Source organism: Haloferax sp. KTX1 (genome assembly GCF_902410085.1).
GTDB lineage: Archaea > Halobacteriota > Halobacteria > Halobacteriales > Haloferacaceae > Haloferax > Haloferax massiliensis.
This window is the reverse complement of record NZ_CABPRH010000002.1, coordinates 216,150-234,289: the sequence shown is the minus strand read 5'-3', so window position 1 is coordinate 234,289 and position 18,140 is coordinate 216,150. Positions and strand designations below refer to the sequence as shown.

The following is an 18,140-nucleotide window of genomic DNA, read 5'->3' as shown; positions in this document are numbered from 1 at the left end:
TCGCCCGTCCGACCGACCGGCGACTGCCCGCGACCACTCGTCGGTCCGCCGCCGCCTCCGGTTCAGCCGTCGCCGCGAACCGCGTCCCACCCGGGCGTCTCCGGCGCGCCGCGAGCGACTTCGACCTCGTCGGAGTCGGGTGTCTCGTCGGCCGCGCTCCCGAGGCGACCGGCGACCGCGTCCCACGCGGCGACGGCCTCGCCCGCCCACGACTCGCTTTCGAGCGTCTTCGCACGCGCCAGCGCGGCGCGGTCGCCGTCGACCTCGGTCGAACCGGGGTGGGACCCGACCGCGACGCCGACGAACTCCGCGCGGTCTTCGGGGGTCAGTTCGCGGGTTTTGAGGTGGTCGATAGTCCCCGCCAACCGCTCGGGGTCCGGGTGGACGAACACCTTCGCGCCGAGGGCGTGGGGGCCGAGGAGCAGGCCGTGGAGGTCGTCCGGGGCCGCGTCGTCGAGCAGGCGCTCGCCGCCGTGGTGTCGCTCGACGCGCTCGCACTCGGTCTCCTGTTCGAGGACGAGGTTGTGACCGGGGTACTCGGCGCACTCGTCGGGGTAGAACTCGGTGTCGTGGATGCGGCACTGAAGGGTCTCGGGGTCGAGAAACGCGCAGGCGCGGAGCCACGTCCGCTCCAGCCCGAACGGCGCGACGGGTTTCGGCGGCTTGCGCATGCCGACGAAGAACGCCGGCTTCCCGGCGATTGCGGCGACTTCGACCCCGTCGATTTCGACGCCCTCGCCCGGCGACGCCTCCCACAGCCGCGGGGTGAGAACGTCGCCCAGCCCGGCATCGACGAAGTCCCGAACCTCGTCGCGGGTCAGCGGGACGAGGTTGTAGGTGTCGTCGAGCGGCGCGCGCGGCCCGCGGCGCTCGTGGTCGAGCGGGACCGGCGCGACCGGTCGCCAGTCGATACAGCAGCCCGCACAGCCTTCGCAGTCGACGCGCATGCCACGAAAGTTATACGCCAACCGACAAGAACCTCCCGGCGGGTCGGTGGCGTCGGCCGATTCCGTCCCCCGGCGGCGCGGCGGGGCGCTTTTGCCGCCTCGGGCCCTCGGTTCCCTCATGACTTCCGAACCGTGCGACGCCTGCGGGAAGGGCGTCCGCATCGCCGGCGGCATCGGCGACCTCTGGAACTTCCCCACCTCGTCGTCCGGGGGGATGACGCTGGAACTCGTCGACGGCTCCGAACACTTCCTCTGTTTCGACTGCATGGAGCGACTCCCGGGCGACCGCGAACCGACGGCCGAGGACGTGGCGGCGCTTTAGGCTCGGCTTTCTCGGGTCCGGCGATGCCGCGACCGCACCCCGGAGCGGTGGATTTAGGCCCGTCCGAGGACTCCATCGACCGTGGACCCGTCGCGCATCATCGACTCGTTTCCGGCCCCCAGTTTCCGCGGCGCGCAGGAGCGGGCCCTGCGCGACATCCGCGACGCCTTCGCCGACGGCAACGACGTGGTCTTGGTCCGCGCGCCGACCGGGAGCGGCAAGTCGCTTCTCGCCCGCGCCATCGCGGGGTCGGCGGCGACCGTCGACGAGACCTCGCCCGCGCAGGCGACCGACGCCTACTACACGACTCCGCAGGTGTCGCAACTGGACGACGTGGCCGAAGACGACCTGCTTTCGGACCTCAAGATAATCCGCGGCAAGTCCAACTACAACTGCATCATCCGCGGGGAGGAAGACACGCCCGTCGACCGCGCCCCCTGCGCCCGCAAGCGCGGTTTCGACTGCTCGGTCCGGCACCGCTGTCCGTACTTCTCCGACCGCGCCATCGCGTCGAACCGCCAAATCGCGGCGATGACGCTCGCGTACTTCATGCAGACCGCCGGCTCCGACGTGTTCAGAAAGCGCGACGTGGTGGTCGTCGACGAGGCCCACGGGCTGGCCGAGTGGGCAGAGATGTACGCGACCATCGACCTGAAGCCCCGGACCGTGCCGGTGTGGGACGACATCGGCGTCCCCGACGTGGCGGCCGCGGGCGACCCCGTCGAGCGCGCCTCGCGCTTCGCGGAGACGCTCGTCGGCGTCTGCAAGCGCGAGAAAGACGAGTTGCTGACGAAGTCCGAACTGATGCCCGAGGAGGCCGCCCGCCGCGACCGACTCCAGGAACTCATCGGCGAACTGCAGTGGTTCGTCGAGGACTACCGCGACCCCCAGAGCCCGACGACGTGGGTCGTCGACCAGCACGACGGCGAGGGATCGCCAATCGCCATCAAGCCGCTCGACCCCGCGAAGTACCTCAAACACACCGTCTGGGACCGCGGGAACAAGTTCGCGCTCCTGTCGGCGACCATCCTCAACAAGGCGGCGTTCTGCCGCTCGGTCGGCCTCGACCCCTCGACGGTCGCGCTCGTGGACGTCGAACACACCTTCCCCGTCGAGAACCGGCCGCTGTACGACGTGACGCAGGGGAAGATGACCTACGAGCACCGGGACGAGACGCTGCCCAAAATCGCCCGGCTCGCCGTTCGCCTGATGGCGAAACACCCCGACGAGAAGGGGCTGATTCACTGCCACTCGTATGCGATTCAGGCGGAACTTCGCCGCCGCCTCGCCGAGATGGGCCTCGGCAACCGCATCCGCGGTCACGACCGCGACGACCGAAACGTCGAACTGGAGACGTGGAAGGCGACCGACCGCCCGGAGGTGTTCCTCTCGGTGAAGATGGAGGAGGCGCTGGACCTGAAGGGCGACCTCTGTCGCTGGCAGGTGCTCTGCAAAGCGCCGTATCTCAACACGAACGACTCCAGAGTCGCCCGCCGCCTCGAAGACGGCCAGTGGGCGTGGTACCGCCGCGCCGCCCTCCGGACCGTGATTCAGGCGTGCGGCCGGGTCGTGCGCGCGCCCGACGACTACGGCGACACCTACGTCGCCGACAGCAGTCTGCTCCAACTGTTCGACAAGACGCGGACGGACATGCCCGACTGGTTCGCCGCGCAGGTCGACCGGATGTCCAAACCGGACCTCCCCGAGTTCGACCCCGTCGCGGCCGGCGGCCGCGGAGGCAACGCGGGCGACGCGACCGGCGGGACCGCGAACCTCGGCGGCTCGGCGAGCCGGTCGTCCGGTACGTCCGGGTCCGGCTCGGGCTCCGGTTCGCGGCGCGACTCGACTCGCGGTTCGGGGTCCTCGGGAAGTCGCGCGGGCGGCTCCGGCGGCGCGTCGGCCGGCGGTTCCGGTGGTCGTAGCGGTGGCCGCTCGTCCGGCGACTCCGACGACGGCGGCCGGAGCAACCACCCGCTTTCCGACGTGTGGGGCGAGTGACTACAGGACGAACGCGGCCGCGGAGAACAGCGACGACCCGATCATGAGCGCGACGAGCGTCAGCGCGAGGAACTGCTGTCTGTCCATGGGCGTGGGTCGGCCGGCCGGTAATTAACGTTTCTGAACCGATTTCCACGGGTGATAACCGCGTTTCGGTCGGCGCGGTCGCCCCGACGGTGTCATGCCATCACGTCCCGTCTGAACGGCAAAAATCGCCACAGTGTCCAAGAGAGTCGCCGCCTCCGATACATTTCCTCAATGATTGTTAATGGTCTTAGCTGTTTGACGAACGAGTCTCGGTGATTTGGTGACGCATGTAAAGCTATAGTTCACCTAACTTTGTCTTTGACACGCTTTCTCACGAAATAGTTAACACCGATGCCCCTGAATGGTGGAGTATCGGCCATGCACACCAACGCACTCGCCACGGCGATGACACTGTATCGTAGCGGGGCACTCACACTCTCGCAGGCGGCCGCTCGCTCCGGCTACTCCGAGGACGACCTGCTCCTCGCCCTCCAGCGCCACGGCGTCCCCGTGCACGAAGACGACGCGCCGACCGCGTCCCTCTCTGCGGACCGGCCGGCCAGCGCCGACTGATTCTGCTCCGTCGTTCGATTATCGCCCGTGTTCCAGCGACCGCGCTCTCGGTTCGGTTTCCGATCGCCCACGATTCGTGAAAATCCGAACGCCGTCGTCGCCGCGTTCTGTTCTGCCCTCGTTTCGTCCTGTTCTGCTTACTCTTCGTCTTCGTCGTCGACGGCTTCCTCGGGGAGGATGTGCAGTCCCGAGTGGCTCTTGAGGACCGGCACCATCGCGGCGTCGGGGTCGAAGTAGTCCGGCCGCGGGATGGTCTTCGCCTCGTACGTCTCGGGGTCGAGCACCTGCACGGCGTGTTCGTCCTCGACGGTGACGACGGTGGTCTCTTCGGCGTCCTCGACGGAGCCGAGGTCCTCGGCCTCGGGGCGCTCGCCCTCCTCGAACTCCGACTCGTAGGGGTCGCCGGAGGTGAGCCGCGTCCCCTTGAGTCGCCCGCGGTTGCTCCGCACCAGCACCGGGCCGTCGCCGTCCTCGGGGTCGATGACGTCGCCGGCGGTGTACCGCGGCAGGCGGGCGACGAAGGTGACGCGGTAGACCTCGTTGCCGTCGCCGTCTTCCGTGACGAGCGTCGGGTGTTCCTCGATGGTGCCGCCGAAGCGCTCGCGAATCTGCTTCGCGACGCCGCTTCCCATCTGGTTGGTCGATATCTTGATGTTCGGGCCGTCCGGCGTCCGGTTCACCTCGGTGATGAAGGCGTTGCGGTCGCCTTTGTCCTCGCGTTCGGCGATGTAGGACTCGGCGATTTCGATTGCCGTCTCGGCCTCCTCCGTCGTCGGCGTTCGGTCGTCGGCGCGGACCTGCACGAGGCTGGCGAAGTAGCCGCCGGCGATGCGGCCGCAGCGCTGGCAGGTCTCGCGGGCGATGCTCACCGGGACGACGACGGACTCCTCCAGCGGCGTGCCGCGGACGACGCCCGAGAAGTGGCAGTGCATCCGGATGTTGTTCTGGTCGACCTGCTCGGGTTCGACGCCCCAGCGGACCTCCTCCGCGTTGAGGTGGACGCCGAGGGAGTTCGACACCTCCTCGATGGCGATGTCGGTGTAGTCGCGCGCGCCGACGTCGACCCACCGGTTGCCCCGGTGAATCGCGCCGCACTGCGCGCAGACGCGGACCTGCACCTCGTCGGGCGCGTCCACGAGGTCGAAGTCCTCGAAGTAACACGAGTCACAGAGCACGTCGTCTCGCTCGCGCGGCATCCCGGGGAGGGGTTCCGGCCGCTCCGGAACCGGGTCGCCGCACCGAGGGCAGAAGTCGCGGGATTCGCTCATTGACGGCTCTAGTCCGTTCGACCGCTTAAGTTCGGCGTCACGGCTCGCCGCCCGCCCCGTCGCGCAGGTAGGATGCGGCCTCCCCGTCGGACACCTGCGCGAAGTCGTGGTAGAACGCGCCGACGGCCCCGAACGCCTCCGGCGACTCGACCGCGACGACCGCGTCGCACTCGGCTTCGAGGTCCGAGAGGGTGTTCGGCGGCCCGACCGGCACCGCGAGAACGACGCGCTCCGCGCCGCCGGCGACGACCTGTCGCAGGCACGCACGGGCGGTCGCGCCCGTGGCGACGCCGTCGTCGACGACGACCACGCGCTTTCCGGCCACGTCGGGAAGCGGGTCGCCGCCGCGGTACAGCGACACCTTCTCTCTGGCCGCCTCGGCCTCGCGCTCGCGCTCTCGGTCGAGGTAGTCGTCGCCCACGTCGAGATACGAGAGCAGGTCGTCGTTCCACCAGGCGCTCCCGTCGCCCGCGACCGCCCCCACGGCGAGTTCGGGGTTGCCCGGCGCGCCGACCTTGGACGCGACAACCACGTCGAGCGGCGCTCTGAGGCGGTCCGCGACCTCCCTGCCGACGGGGAGCCCGCCCCGCGGGATGGCCAACACGAGGTCCGCCGTCTCGTCTCTCTCGTCGAGCAGGTCCGCCAGTCGGCGGCCCGCGTCTTCCCTATCGGCGAACATGTCACCCGGAACTACGCGCTCCCGCGGCAAAACGGTGTGTCCCGATTCTTCACGAGTCGGGCGGTCGCGTGCGACAGCTTCGCACTCCAACAGCGTTTATTAGCCGGATTACTAATCAGGTGGTATGAACTGGAAACCGGACTGGGGACTTCGCGGGCGGATGGCGCTCACGATGTTCCTCCTGTTCGCCCTCTACATCGTCTTCGCGGGGGTGTTGTTCGCCTACTTCCAGAGCCTCGCCGTCATGGCCGGGTTCATGGGCGTCTTCCTCTTCGCGCAGTTCTTCTTCAGCGACAAAATCGCGCTGTACAGCATGGGCGCGAGCGTCGTCGACGAGGACGACGGCCCGCAGGCCCGAAAGCTCCACGCGATGGTCGGTCGGCTCTCCCAGCAGGCGGACCTCCCGAAGCCGAAGGTTGCCATCGCCGACACGCGCGTCCCGAACGCCTTCGCGACGGGGCGCTCCCAGAAGAGTTCGGCCGTCTGCGTGACGACCGGCCTGATGGACACCCTCGACGACGACGAGTTAGAGGGCGTCATCGCCCACGAGCTCGCGCACGTGAAGAACCGCGACGTGATGGTCATGACCATCGCGTCGTTCCTCTCCAGCATCGCCTTCCTCATCGTCCGCTGGGGCTGGCTCTTCGGCGGCGACGACAACCGACAGAACGTGCCGGTCATCGTCGCCATCATCGCGTCGCTCGTCGTCTGGATAATCTCGTACCTCCTGATTCGGGCGCTCTCGCGGTACCGCGAGTACGCCGCCGACCGCGGGGCCGCCGTCATCACCGGCCGCCCCTCGGCGCTGGCGTCCGCGCTCCTCAAGATTTCGGGCCGGATGGACAACGTCCCGAAGCGCGACATGCGCGACTCCTCGGAGATGAACGCGTTCTTCATCATCCCCATCAAGTCGGACTTCATCGGTCGCCTGTTCAGCACTCACCCCTCCACCGAGAACCGCGTCGAGCGCCTCCGCGACATGGAGCGCGAGATGGAGACCGTCTGAGCGCCGATGGGGCTGTTCGATTCATTCCGCGCCGCGCTCGGCATCAGCGCCGAGTCCGACGCGACCACCAAGGCGGACCCCGAGGACCTCTTCGGGATGAGCACGGCGTACCTGACGATGGAAGCCGACCTCCGATTCGATTCGGCCGACGAGGCGGCGCTGTGTTTCTCCTCCGTCGACAGCACCGACTTCGCCGACACCGTCGACGCCGTGGAGGACATCCTCACCGCCGGGAGCGAGGAGACCGGAACCGAGTTCCGCCGGCACACTGACGGTCACGGCTACAACTGGGTCGTCCTCGCCGACGACGACCCCGAGGACCTCGTGACGAGCGTCCACTTCGCCGCCGACGAGTTCATCGAGCGCGGCTACGGGTCGCGCCTGCTCGCCGCCCTGTTCGGCTTCGAGCGCGACGGCGACCGCGCCTACTGGATTTACTCGTTCCGCCGCGGTGCGTACTACCCCTTCGCCCCGCAGGGCACCTCGTCGCGGAACCAGAGCCTGGAGTTCAAACTCGAATCCGTCCTCGACGGCGAACTGGAGATAGAGGACGACGAGAGCTACTGGTACCCGCTGTGGCCCTCGACGCCGAACGGCCACCCGTGGGAGTGACCGCGCGCCTCCGGCGTTCCTGACTCGCCCGCGACCGACTCCCGACCGCTTCGATTCTGTTCTACTTTCGCGCCGGCCCGCGCTCTCAGTCGCCTTCGGAACCCGCTCGGTCTCCTGTCGGTTCGTCTCCGTCCCCGCGACATCGCCCTTGAACCTCCGCACCGACCCGATTTCCGACCCCACCGCGTCGCCCGTTTTCACTTTCACTTCGCTGTTAACGAGGGTTTATGAGGGTATAGGCGGAACGACTGGATATGGCAGAAGACGACCTCGAAAGTCTCCCCGGCGTCGGCCCGGCGACGGCCGACAAGCTCACCGACACCGGCTACGACAGCTATCAGTCCATCGCGGTCGCCAGCCCCGGCGAACTGTCGAACAAGGCCGACATCGGCTCCAGCACGGCCTCCGACATCATCAACGCGGCCCGCGACGCGGCCGACGTGGGCGGCTTCGAGACCGGCTCGATGGTCCTCGAACGACGCCAGCAGATCGGCAAGCTGAGCTGGCAGATAGACGAGGTGGACGAACTCCTCGGCGGCGGCCTCGAAACGCAGTCCATCACCGAGGTGTACGGCGAGTTCGGTGCCGGGAAGTCCCAGATCACCCACCAGCTCGCGGTCAACGTCCAGCTCCCGCCGGAACTCGGCGGCCTCGGCGGCGGCTGTATCTTCATCGACTCCGAGGACACGTTCCGTCCCGAGCGTATCGACGACATGGTCCGCGGCCTCGAAGACGAGGCGCTCGAAGCGACGCTCGAAGACCGCGAGATGGAGGGCTCCATCGACGACGAGGAGACGATGAAGGCGCTCGTCGACGACTTCCTCGACAAGATTCACGTCGCCAAGGCGTTCAACTCCAACCACCAGATTCTCCTCGCCGAGAAGGCCAAGGAACTCGCCGGCGAACACGAGGACACCGAGTGGCCGGTCCGCCTCCTCTGTGTGGACTCGCTCACCGCTCACTTCCGCGCCGAGTACGTCGGCCGCGGGGAACTCGCCGAGCGCCAGCAGAAGCTCAACAAGCACCTCCACGACCTGATGCGCATCGGCGACCTGTTCAACACGGGCATCCTCGTGACGAATCAGGTCGCGTCGAACCCCGACTCCTACTTCGGCGACCCGACCCAGCCCATCGGCGGCAACATCCTCGGCCACACCTCGACGTTCCGCATCTACCTCCGCAAGTCCAAGGGCGACAAGCGTATCGTCCGCCTCGTGGACGCGCCGAACCTCGCCGACGGCGAGGCCATCATGCGCGTGCAGGACGCCGGTCTCAAGCCCGAGTAAGCCGACGCTCGGTCGGTCGGCCGACTTCACACGACTCCGCGGTCCCCGTTCCCCCACACGCCCTCCGCTCACCCCACATTCTCCCCTTCCCCCGTCGCCCGAGCGGCCGCGCCGTCTCTCGGTTCCCATAATCTTGGAAACGTCTTACAATACTATCCCGTCACCGCCCCACCGTTCAGGTAGGTGAACTCCATGACGAATCGAATCGTAGTCGTTGGCGGTGGTACGGGTGGGACGGTCGTTTCGAACCGCCTCGCGGAGGAACTCGAATCGGAGATTGACGTCGGGGACGTGGAGGTGACGCTGGTCTCGGACGACACGAAGCACGTCTACAAGCCGGTGTTCTTGTACGTCCCGTTCGGGGTCGCGGAGCCGGAGGACGGCGTCCGCGACCTGCGGGACCTCGTCGACGAGCGGGTGACCATCGTCACCAACCGCGTCCGCCGCGTCGACACCGACGAAAAGCGCCTCTACTGTCAGGACGGCGACGAGGTGCTCGACTACGACACGCTCGTCCTCGCGACCGGCGCGAAGCTCGACCCCGACGCGGTACCCGGCTTCCGGGAGGGCGCACACCACTTCTACAGCGCCGAGGGTGCCGAACGGCTCCGCGACGCGCTCGCGGAGTTCGACGGCGGTCGCCTCGTGTTGAGCGTCGTCGGGACGCCCCACATGTGCCCGGCCGCGCCGCTCGAATTCACGTTCATCGTGGACGACTGGCTCCGGGACCAGGGTCTGCGCGAGGACACCGACCTCGTCTACACGTACCCGATGGAGCGGAGCCACGGGAAGCCCGAGGTCGCCGAGTGGGCCGACCCGATTCTGGCCGAGCGCGGCGTCCGCGTCGAGACCGACTTCGTCGTCGACGCCGTCGACCCGGACGAACGGGTCGTCTCGGCGAAAAGCGGCGCGGAGGTGGACTACGACCTGCTGGTCGGCATCCCGCCGCACCGCGGCGACGAACTCATCGTCGACTCCGGACTCGGCGACGCCGGCTGGGTCGACGTCGACCAGCGGACCCTCCGAGCGACCGCCGCCGAGGACGTGTACGCCATCGGCGACACGGCGGCGCTCCCCATCCCGAAAGCCGGGAGCGCGGCGCACTTCCAGGCCTTCGCGGTCGCGGAGCGCATCGCCGCGGCAGTCCGGGGTCGCACGCCGACGAAGCGGTACGACGGCAAGACCGTCTGCTTCGTCGAGACCGGCCTCGACGAGGCGTCGTTCGTCTCGTTCGACTACGAGACGCCCGCGACGATGCGCCAGCCGTCGAAGCCCATCCACTGGGCGAAACACGCGTACAACGAATCGTACTGGCTGACCGCCAGGGGGATGCTCTGAGGTGAGACCAATGCAGGACCACGAACCTACCACGACGGCCGAACAGCAGGTGCCCGACGAACTCGTGCGGGCCATCGAGAACAACCCCGAGGAGGTCGCGCTCCTCGTCGAGCGAACGGGTCTCGTCAACGACCTCATCGACGTGCTCGAACTCGGCGTCGGCGCGCTCGACGACGAGATGGTCCGGTCGCTCGCGCGGACCGGCACCTCCCTCGCGGAAGTCGCCGACGACGCCTCCGACCCCGACACCGTCGCCGGGATGAAGCGCCTGCTTCGCGCCGTCGGCGACGCGGAGGACGCGGAGGCGACGCCCGTGGGCGCGGTCGGCCTCCTGCGGGCCACCCGCGACCCCGAGGTCAAGGCGGGCCTCGGCTACCTCGTCGCGCTGGCGGCGGCGCTCGGCGCGGGGACGGAAGAAGAATAGCCTGACTCGCGCTCGGTTCGCCCTGTCGCCGCCGGTCGAAGGCGGCTCAGTCGTCGCCGTCTTCGGTCTTCGTCTTCTCGATTTCTATCTCGCCGTCGTGAATCTTCGCGCCATCCTGTGCGACCTGTCGCGCGAGGACGGCGCACTTGATGCGCATCGGCGAGATATCGACGCCGAGCATCTCGGTGATGTCGTCGGTGTCCATCGCTTCCAGCTCCGAGAGCGTCGTCCCCGGCAGTCGCTGGGTGAGCATGCTCGCGGACGCCTGACTGATGGCGCAGCCATCGCCGGAGAACGCGACGCGCTCTATGGTCTCGCCGTCGTCGGCGAGCTGCACGTCCATCGTAATCGTATCGCCGCAGGAGGGGTTCTCCCCGGTGTGGGTGAACGTCGGCGACTCCAGCCGACCGTGGTTCCGGGGGTTCTTGTAGTGATCCATTATCTGCTGACGATACATGTCTGAGCCAATGCCCATTGGTGTTCGTCGGGGCTACGCCCGAGCGCCGTAAAAGGATTCCGGGGCCGGCGATTCGGCCGAATTCGCCGCTTACGTCGCGTCCGACGCCGACGCGTCTCCGGCCGCGTCCGCGTCGTACTTCGTCCACTTCTTTTCGACGTCGCGGTTCGCTACGACGACGGTGTCGCCCTCGTCGTTCTCGAAGCGCGTCTTCCGGAGTTCGATGGCGCTGACCGTCCCCGTCACCGGGTCCGACTTCACGCGGTCGCCGGGGTTGAAATCGGGGTCCCGAAGCAGGTAGACGCCCGCCACCGTGTCGGCGATCATGTTCGACAGCGCGTAGGAGACGCCCAGCGCGATGAAGCCGGTCGCGGTGCCGAGGCTCGCCGCGACCTCGGTCATGCCGACGATGTTCAACAGCGCGAGCGCCGCGCCGAACCAGAGGAACACGCCCGCGACGGCGACGCCGAGTTCGACCACGAGGTCCTGCTCTTCGGGGTACAGCCCGTCGAGCACGCCGCGGACGACGAACAGCAACGCTTTGATGCCGACGTAGGCGAGCGCGAGGAAGACGACCGCGGTGAGCACCTTCGGCGCGGCGTCCTGCACCGCGGTCCCGAACTCCGCGACGGTCTCCCGGAGCGTCTCGACGAGGAAGCCGGTCAGCGACTGGCGCATACGCTCCGACGACGTGTCAGCGGGACAAAGGCATTGGGGCGACCTCGCCCCAGACACCGCGAAAAACGGACTACTCAGGCGAACAGCTCGCGAGCCGCGTCGATACCGTCGACCAGCGCGTCGATTTCCGCTCTCGTGTTGTAGATGTAGAACGACGCCCGCGTCGAGGCCGCGACGCCGAGTTTGTCGTGGAGCGGCTGGGTGCAGTGGTCGCCGGCGCGGATGGCGACGCCCTGCTCGTTGAGGATGCTGGAGAGGTCGTGAGCGTGGACGCTGTCGAGGTTGAACGCGACGAGGCCGCCGCGGTCGTCGCCCGGCGGGCCGTAGATGTCGATGTCGTCGAACTCGCTGAGGCGGTCGTAGGCGTACTCCGCGAGCAGTTCCTCGTGGGCCCGGACGTTCTCCATGCCGATGTCGTCGAGGTAGTCGACGGCCGCGGCGAAGCCGACGCCCTGCGCGATGGGCGGCGTGCCGGCCTCGAACTTCCACGGGAGGTCCTCCCACGTGGAGTCCTCGTAGGTGACGCTCCGAATCATCTCGCCGCCGTAGAGGTACGGTTGCATCTCGTCGAGGATGTCGCGCTTGCCGTAGAGCGCGCCGATGCCCGTCGGGCCGCACATCTTGTGGCCCGAGAAGGCGAAGAAGTCGGCGTCGATGGCCTCCACGTCGACGGGGCGGGTCGGGACCGACTGCGCGCCGTCGACGAAGGCGTACGCTCCGACCTCGTGGGCCATGTCGGCGAGTTCGGAAACCGGGTTGACGGTTCCGAGGGTGTTCGAGACGTGGACGACCGAGACCATCTTCGTGGAGTCGTCGATGAGTTCCTTCGCGTGCTCCATGTCGAGGCGGCCGTCGTCGTCGACGCGGATGTAACGGACTTCAGCGCCGGTCTTCTTGGCGATCTGTTGCCACGTGACCAGCGAGGCGTGGTGCTCCATCTCGGTCATGACGACCGAGTCGCCCGGCCCGAGTTCGTCGAGGCCCCACGCGTAGGCGACGAGGTTCATCGACTCGGTGGTGTTCTTCGTGAAGACGACCTCCTCGCGGCCGCCGGACGCGCCGATGAACTCCGCGACGCGGTCGTGGGCGTTCTCGTAGGCGACGGAGGCCTCCTGGCTCAGGTGGTGGATGCCGCGGTGGACGTTCGAGTTGTAGCCGTGGTAGTAGTCGGCGATGGCGTCGACGACCTGCTCCGGCGTGTGGCTCGTCGCGGCGTTGTCGAGGTAGACGAGGGGCGTGTCGTCGTCGTCGTGTTCGCCCGGCGTCGAGATGTCGCCGCCGACCTTCCGCTGGAGGATGGGGAAATCCGCGCGGATGGCGTCGACGTCGACGGGGTACGACTCCTGTACTCTCATCGGGTGTGAGTTACCCCCGTAGGCACAACACGTCTTCGGTACGCACGCGGCGCTGCAACCGAATTCGGTTTCGTCAGCCGGCAACAGTGGCCGGTGGCGGTGACGTGTACGTAACGTGTCGGTTACCCACCCAAACGAACCAAGTAGTCCACGCCCATTTACCAGTTAATGTCGAACGCCGCCTCGTCCTCGCTCGCGTTTTCGAGCCTCGACGCGCTCCCGACGCAGCTCGCCATTCTGGACGAGGAGGGCGTCATCGTCTACACCAACCGCGCGTGGCGGGAGTTCGGCAACGAACACGATTATCAGGGCGACAGCAGTTCCGTCGGCACGAACTACCTCGGCGTCTGCGACCTCAGCGCGTCCGCCGACGCGACGACGGCCAGCGAGGGTATCCGCGCCGTCATCGGCGGCGAGCGCGATGAGTTCTCCTTCGAATACCCCTGCGAAACTCCCGAGGAGCGCCTCTGGTTCACCATGCGGGCGACCCGCTTCGCCGACGGCGGCGAGACGTACGTCCAGATCGCGCACCTCGACATCACCGACCGGAAGCGCGCGGAACTGGAGGCCGAAGAGCGGGCGGAGCGACTGCGAAACCTCGCCCGGATGCTCTCCCACGACCTCCGAAACCCGCTTTCGGTCGCCGCGGGCTACGTCGAATCGCTCCTCGACGAGTCGGTCGCCCCCGACCGGCTCGAACGGGTCGCGGGCGCGCTCGACCGGATGGACCACATCATCACCGACGCGCTGGTGTTGGCCCGCCACGACGCGGTCGAGGAGCTATCGACCGTCGACCTCGAAACGCGCGCGGCGGCCGCGTGGGAGCACGTCGACACCGGTTCGGCCGACCTCGTCGTCGCCGACTCCGTCGAGTTCCGGGCGGACCCGGGGCTGCTGGGACACGTCTTCGAGAACCTGTTTCGGAACGCGGTCGAGCACGGCGCGAGCGACGGCGGTCTGACGGTGACGGTCGGCGTCCTCGACGGCGACGCGGCCGAGACGGGGTTCTACGTCGAAGACGACGGCGTCGGTATCGCCGCGGAGGCGCGCGACGAGGTGTTCGAGGCCGGCTACACCACGGGCGAGGAGGGGACCGGTCTGGGCCTGTCAATCGTCGCGCAGGCCGTCCGCGCCCACGACTGGGACGTCGCCGTCACCGAGGCCGAAAGCGGCGGCGCTCGCTTCGAGATATCGGGCGTCGAGCGCCCCGGCGTAACGTAACGGGCGCGGACGCGCGGAGAAACCGATTTTCGAGCGACTCAGCGGAGCCAGAGCAGTTGCGCGTGGAGCGTGCCGCCGACTTCGAGGACGGTCTCCTCGTCCACGAGGCCGGCGTCGATGGCGACCGAGACGGACTCCTCGCCGACGATGTTGGCGACGGTCGCGCGGGTGAGGCTGTCCACGACGGCGTCTTCGTCGGCGGTCTCGGCCTCGTCGCCGCCGTAGAAGTCCTCCGTCACGTCCAGCGAGACGCCGTCGTCGGTGTAGGTCTCGCCGATGCAGTCGGGGTCGCAGACCGAGACGAGGAGCCCCTCGGGGGTCTCCCGCTCGCGGAGGAGCATCTAGTACTCCTCGACGAGTTCCGCTTCGGCCTGCTCGCGGAGGTCGTCGGCCTGCTGTTGGGCCTGCTCTGCCTCCTCGTCGCGGCCGAGTTCTTCGAGCGCGCGCGCCTTCTCCTCGTGGACGCCGGGGGTGCGCATCCCGAGACGGATGGCGTTGTCGAAGGCGTTGACGGCGTCCTCGTTGAGGCCGCGCTCGTGGAGGAAGAAGCCGCGGTTGTACCACGCCTGCGGGAACCGCGGGTCGAGTTCGACGGCGCGCTCCGCGTGGTCGAGCGCGTCGGCCGTCTGGCCGGCCTCCCAGAGCGCGTACGCGAGGTTGGTGTGGGCCGTCGCGGCGTGCTCGCTGTCGTCGTCGAGGTCGAGCGCCTCGCGGTAGGAGCCGATGGCCTCGTCCCACTCTTCGAGTTGGCCGTGGGCCGCGCCCTTGTTGACCCACGCCTCCTGGGCGATGTCGTCGTCGTCGCCGGCGAACCGGGCGACGCGCTCGAACGCTTCTGTGGCCTCCTCGAAGCGGTTTATCTGCATGTACGAGAGCGCCACGTCGAGCAGTTTCTCGATGTCGACGTCCTCGGGGTCGATGTTCCGCTGGTCGAGGATGTCGGTCAGGACGCGCGAGTCGACCGGGTCGACCTTCGTCGGGTCCACCGAGAGTTCGGGCGGGTCGAGCGAGAAATCGGAGTAGTCCTCGTCGAACCCCTGCCCTTCGGAGAAGCGGTGGGGTCGCTTGCCGTCGTCGGTCATATAGCCGCGCTTGGGCGTCACGGCGGTTAAACGCTACGTCAGCGGGACGACACCGACCGCTTTTTAGCCTCCCGCGGGCGAGCGTCTCCGAATGCCCGCGCCCCCGACGACGGTCGTGTCGTTCGTCCGGCACGCCCACGTCCCGTCCGTTCCCGACGCCGAGCGCACCCGCGGCCTCTCGCGTCGCGGCCGCCGGGACGCCGCGCGCGTCACCGCCCGCCTCGCCGACCTCGCGGACGTGGTCGCCACCGGACCGGCCGAGCGCGCCCGTGCGACCGTCGAGGGCGTCGCCGACGCGGCGGACGCCCCGCTCATCGTCGACGAGGACCTCCGCGAACGCGAACTCGCGGAATCACCCGTCGATGACTTCGAACAGGCCGTCGAACACCTCTGGGCGAACCCGAACGCGTCGCACCCCGGCGGCGAGTCCCACGCCGAGGCGCAGGCCCGCGGCGTCGCCGCCGTCGGCCGCCTCGTCGAGGCGTACCCCGACCGCCACGTCGTCGTCGGCACCCACGCCACGCTCATGGCGCTCGTGTTCAACGCCTACGACCCGCGCTACGGCCGCGAGTTCTGGACGGGCCTGACGACGCCCGACGTGTACGAGGTGACGTTCGTGGACGGCGAGGCGTTCAGCATCGCCCGGACGTGGACGCCCGAGGAGGCCGCCCGCGAGGGCGACGCCGACCGCGACCCGGCGGAACGTTAACGTCCGATTCGAGTCAACTGTCTGCCATGCGTTGTTTTCTCGCCGTCGACCTCCCCGACTCGCTCGCGGCGGGCGTCGCCGCGGTACAGGACCGGCTTTCGGACGCGGACGGGCTTCGGTTCACCGACCCCGAGGGGGCGCACGTCACCATGAAGTTCCTCGGCGAGGTGGCTCCGGACAGAATCGCCGAGGTGGAGGACGCGGTCGAGTCGGCCGTCGAAGACGCGGGGGTCGGCCCCTTCGACGCCTCGGTCGGCGGGCTGGGCGTCTTTCCCTCGCTGGACTACATTCGAGTCGTCTGGCTCGGCGTCGCTGACGGCGCGGCCGAGGTGACGCAGTTACACGAGGCCATCGAGCGCGAGACGACGGCAATCGGTTTCGACCCCGAGAATCACGATTTCACGCCGCACGTCACGCTCGCCCGCATGGACGACGCCCGCGGGAAGGCCCTCGTGCGGCGCGTCGTCGAGGGCGAGTCGCCGACGGTCGGGTCGTTTCGGGTGCGCGAGGTGCGCCTGAAGAAGAGCGAACTCGGACCCGACGGCCCCGAGTACGAGACGGTGACGCGGTTCTCGCTGTGAGGCGCGTCAGTCGTCGGTCGGTCGCCGCCCGCGACGGCGGTCCACGATACGCCGGAGTTCGCCTCGAATCACGTCGCGCTTGAACAGCAGGAAGCCCGCGAAGATGAGCGCGAAGCCGGCGGCGGTGGCGCGCGTCGGCACGCGCCCGAGGACGGTCCAGTCGGCGAGCGCGGCGAAAAGCGGGATGACGTATTCGAGCAGGCTCACCTCGATCGGGCCGACCCGGTCGAGGAGCCAGAAGTACAGCAGGAAGCCGCCCGCGCCGGCGACGACGGCGAGGTAGCCGGCGGCGACGAGCGTCGTCTGGGTCCACGCCGCGTCGGCGGCGGATTCCCACGGGAGCGCGGCGCTCGTGACGTGCAGCGTGACCGCGCCGACGAGCATCATCCACGCCTGCACGGAGACGAGCGACATCCCCGTCTCGCTGTCGTGGGTGAGCACCGCGCCGAGGGCGAAGGCGACGGCCGAGCCGAACACGAGAACCGCGCCGACGAGGTTCGACGACAGCAGGTTTCCGGGGTTCGGGTTGGCGATGACGACGAGGCCGAGAAAGCCGAGGACGAGCCCGACGACCCGGTGCGTAGACAGTCGCTCGCGGGTGGCCGTCAGGCGGGTGAGCGTCGGGGTCGCGAGCGGGATGATACCGAGGAGGACCGACGCCACGGAGCCGGGGACGTACACCTGCCCCGAAAACAGGAGCGCGTGGTGCGCGCCGATACTGAACGCGCCGCCGGCGAGAATCGGCCGCCACTCGTCGCGGGCGGCGGGGAGAATCCGGTCGCCGCGGGCGAGAGCGACGGCGAACAACAGGAGCGCCGCCACGTCGAAGCGGACCGCCCCGAGGAACGCCGGCGGGACGGTCCGGAGGGCGATGTCGGTGGCGAGGAAGGCGCTCCCCCAGACGGCGGAGAGCGCGAGGAAGGCGACGGCGGTCTTGGCCCGACTCATTCGCGTCGGCTTTCGCGCCGACGGTACTGAATGAGTCGATTCGGTCGCCCGCCCGCCAGCTTGCTCGGTCGCCCGCGTCGCCGACCCCGCGGAGAGCCGCGTTTCAGCCGATTCGGGCGTGCGGACGCCCCTCACACGCCCGAAACTCGAAGGAACAAGATTTTATGCGGAGGATGGAAAGTACAGCCCACTATGGGTAAGAAGTCGAAGTCCAAGAAGAAGCGTCTGGCGAAGCTCGAACGCCAGAACAGTCGCGTCCCCGCGTGGGTCATGCTCAAGACGGACATGGAAGTCACGCGAAACCCCAAGCGTCGCAACTGGCGGCGGAGCAACACGGACGAGTAAGCAATGAGCGCAAACGACTTCGAGGAGCGCGTCGTCACCGTCCCGCTCCGAGACGTGAAGGCGGTCCCGGCACACGAACGCGCGGGCCGCTCGATGACGCTCATCCGCGAGCACCTCGCCAAGCACTTCAAGGTCGACGCCGAGAACGTGCGTCTCGACACGCAGATCAACGAGGACATCTGGGCGCACGGTCGGCAGAGCCCGCCGAGCAAGTTCCGCGTCCGCGCCGCGCGGTTCGACGAGGACGGCGAGTCGGTCGTCGAAGCGGAACCGGCCGAGTAAAC

22 protein-coding genes are annotated in these 18,140 nt (G+C 68.4%); 13 read left to right on the top strand and 9 right to left on the bottom strand.

Annotated elements, in window-relative coordinates; all coding sequences use genetic code 11:
- Window positions 1–62: 62 nt before the first annotated feature.
- On the bottom strand, window positions 63–947 hold the full coding sequence (locus tag FY251_RS05445; RefSeq protein ID WP_148413795.1) for a YkgJ family cysteine cluster protein: 885 nt from the start codon (window positions 945–947) through the stop codon (window positions 63–65).
- Window positions 948–1,065: 118 nt separating this feature from the next.
- Here FY251_RS05445 and FY251_RS05440 point away from each other — a divergent pair, with 118 nt between their 5' ends.
- The 3 genes from FY251_RS05440 to FY251_RS05430 all read left to right on the top strand — a co-directional run bounded on the left by FY251_RS05440 (window position 1,066) and on the right by FY251_RS05430 (window position 3,867).
- Window positions 1,066–1,269, top strand: coding sequence for a hypothetical protein (locus tag FY251_RS05440; RefSeq protein ID WP_004045177.1), 204 nt, complete (start codon window positions 1,066–1,068; stop codon window positions 1,267–1,269).
- Between the two features lie 81 nt (window positions 1,270–1,350).
- Window positions 1,351–3,267, top strand: coding sequence for a helicase C-terminal domain-containing protein (locus FY251_RS05435; RefSeq protein ID WP_148413794.1), 1,917 nt, complete (start codon window positions 1,351–1,353; stop codon window positions 3,265–3,267).
- Between the two features lie 405 nt (window positions 3,268–3,672).
- Entirely contained in the window at window positions 3,673–3,867 is a 195-nt protein-coding gene (locus FY251_RS05430; protein ID WP_089777198.1) for a UPF0175 family protein, read from the top strand.
- Between the two features lie 137 nt (window positions 3,868–4,004).
- Here FY251_RS05430 and FY251_RS05425 read toward each other — a convergent pair whose 3' ends face one another.
- Window positions 4,005–5,135 carry a 60S ribosomal export protein NMD3 gene (locus tag FY251_RS05425; protein WP_148413793.1) on the bottom strand — a complete coding sequence of 377 codons (1,131 nt, stop codon included), beginning with the start codon at window positions 5,133–5,135 and terminating at the stop codon, window positions 4,005–4,007.
- Window positions 5,136–5,172: 37 nt separating this feature from the next.
- Window positions 5,173–5,814, bottom strand: a complete 642-nt coding sequence (locus tag FY251_RS05420) for a phosphoribosyltransferase (RefSeq protein ID WP_148413792.1) — start codon at window positions 5,812–5,814, stop codon at window positions 5,173–5,175.
- 124 nt (window positions 5,815–5,938) lie between these two features.
- Here FY251_RS05420 and htpX point away from each other — a divergent pair, with 124 nt between their 5' ends.
- From htpX to FY251_RS05395, 5 genes are all read left to right on the top strand, one after another.
- Window positions 5,939–6,820, top strand: a complete 882-nt coding sequence (htpX, locus tag FY251_RS05415) for a zinc metalloprotease HtpX (protein WP_148413791.1) — start codon at window positions 5,939–5,941, stop codon at window positions 6,818–6,820.
- A gap of 6 nt (window positions 6,821–6,826) precedes the next feature.
- Entirely contained in the window at window positions 6,827–7,432 is a 606-nt protein-coding gene (locus FY251_RS05410) for a hypothetical protein (RefSeq protein WP_148413790.1), read from the top strand.
- A gap of 254 nt (window positions 7,433–7,686) precedes the next feature.
- The gene (gene radA / locus FY251_RS05405) at window positions 7,687–8,718 is read left to right on the top strand and encodes a DNA repair and recombination protein RadA (protein ID WP_148413789.1); all 1,032 of its coding nucleotides are present in this window, start codon (window positions 7,687–7,689) and stop codon (window positions 8,716–8,718) included.
- A 192-nt stretch (window positions 8,719–8,910) separates the two neighbouring features.
- Window positions 8,911–10,056 carry an NAD(P)/FAD-dependent oxidoreductase gene (locus FY251_RS05400; protein WP_148413788.1) on the top strand — a complete coding sequence of 382 codons (1,146 nt, stop codon included), beginning with the start codon at window positions 8,911–8,913 and terminating at the stop codon, window positions 10,054–10,056.
- Between the two features lie 10 nt (window positions 10,057–10,066).
- Window positions 10,067–10,480 carry a DUF1641 domain-containing protein gene (locus tag FY251_RS05395; RefSeq protein ID WP_148413787.1) on the top strand — a complete coding sequence of 138 codons (414 nt, stop codon included), beginning with the start codon at window positions 10,067–10,069 and terminating at the stop codon, window positions 10,478–10,480.
- Window positions 10,481–10,526: 46 nt separating this feature from the next.
- Here FY251_RS05395 and sufU read toward each other — a convergent pair whose 3' ends face one another.
- The 3 genes from sufU to sufS form a co-directional block, all read right to left on the bottom strand.
- Complete coding sequence (sufU, locus tag FY251_RS05390; protein WP_004045199.1) at window positions 10,527–10,955, bottom strand: Fe-S cluster assembly sulfur transfer protein SufU; 429 nt, start codon at window positions 10,953–10,955, stop codon at window positions 10,527–10,529.
- A 72-nt stretch (window positions 10,956–11,027) separates the two neighbouring features.
- On the bottom strand, window positions 11,028–11,615 hold the full coding sequence (locus tag FY251_RS05385) for a mechanosensitive ion channel domain-containing protein (protein WP_148413786.1): 588 nt from the start codon (window positions 11,613–11,615) through the stop codon (window positions 11,028–11,030).
- A gap of 74 nt (window positions 11,616–11,689) precedes the next feature.
- Window positions 11,690–12,970 (bottom strand): bifunctional cysteine desulfurase/selenocysteine lyase SufS, encoded by a 1,281-nt coding sequence (gene sufS, locus FY251_RS05380; RefSeq protein WP_148413785.1) that lies wholly within the window; start codon window positions 12,968–12,970, stop codon window positions 11,690–11,692.
- Window positions 12,971–13,138: 168 nt separating this feature from the next.
- Between sufS and FY251_RS05375 the strand changes: the two genes are divergently transcribed.
- Window positions 13,139–14,191, top strand: coding sequence for a PAS domain-containing sensor histidine kinase (locus FY251_RS05375; protein ID WP_148413784.1), 1,053 nt, complete (start codon window positions 13,139–13,141; stop codon window positions 14,189–14,191).
- A 38-nt stretch (window positions 14,192–14,229) separates the two neighbouring features.
- On the opposite strand, the gene FY251_RS05370 is transcribed toward FY251_RS05375, so the two are convergent.
- A complete protein-coding gene (locus FY251_RS05370) occupies window positions 14,230–14,532 on the bottom strand; it encodes a DUF424 domain-containing protein (RefSeq protein WP_004968868.1) in 303 nt (100 codons plus the stop codon).
- Window positions 14,533–15,273 carry a tetratricopeptide repeat protein gene (locus FY251_RS05365; RefSeq protein ID WP_148413783.1) on the bottom strand — a complete coding sequence of 247 codons (741 nt, stop codon included), beginning with the start codon at window positions 15,271–15,273 and terminating at the stop codon, window positions 14,533–14,535. It lies immediately after the preceding gene.
- A 91-nt stretch (window positions 15,274–15,364) separates the two neighbouring features.
- Between FY251_RS05365 and FY251_RS05360 the strand changes: the two genes are divergently transcribed.
- Window positions 15,365–15,982 carry a histidine phosphatase family protein gene (locus FY251_RS05360; RefSeq protein ID WP_148413782.1) on the top strand — a complete coding sequence of 206 codons (618 nt, stop codon included), beginning with the start codon at window positions 15,365–15,367 and terminating at the stop codon, window positions 15,980–15,982.
- Between the two features lie 26 nt (window positions 15,983–16,008).
- On the top strand, window positions 16,009–16,563 hold the full coding sequence (gene thpR / locus FY251_RS05355) for an RNA 2',3'-cyclic phosphodiesterase (protein ID WP_148413781.1): 555 nt from the start codon (window positions 16,009–16,011) through the stop codon (window positions 16,561–16,563).
- Between the two features lie 6 nt (window positions 16,564–16,569).
- Here the strand turns inward: thpR and FY251_RS05350 are convergent, their stop codons facing one another.
- Window positions 16,570–17,511, bottom strand: coding sequence for a DMT family transporter (locus FY251_RS05350; protein WP_148413780.1), 942 nt, complete (start codon window positions 17,509–17,511; stop codon window positions 16,570–16,572).
- Between the two features lie 192 nt (window positions 17,512–17,703).
- Here FY251_RS05350 and FY251_RS05345 point away from each other — a divergent pair, with 192 nt between their 5' ends.
- Together FY251_RS05345 and FY251_RS05340 are read left to right on the top strand one after the other, a co-directional pair.
- Window positions 17,704–17,856, top strand: a complete 153-nt coding sequence (locus tag FY251_RS05345; protein ID WP_004045214.1) for a 50S ribosomal protein L39e — start codon at window positions 17,704–17,706, stop codon at window positions 17,854–17,856.
- Window positions 17,857–17,859: 3 nt separating this feature from the next.
- A complete protein-coding gene (locus tag FY251_RS05340; RefSeq protein ID WP_004973931.1) occupies window positions 17,860–18,138 on the top strand; it encodes a 50S ribosomal protein L31e in 279 nt (92 codons plus the stop codon).
- Window positions 18,139–18,140: the final 2 nt, after the last annotated feature.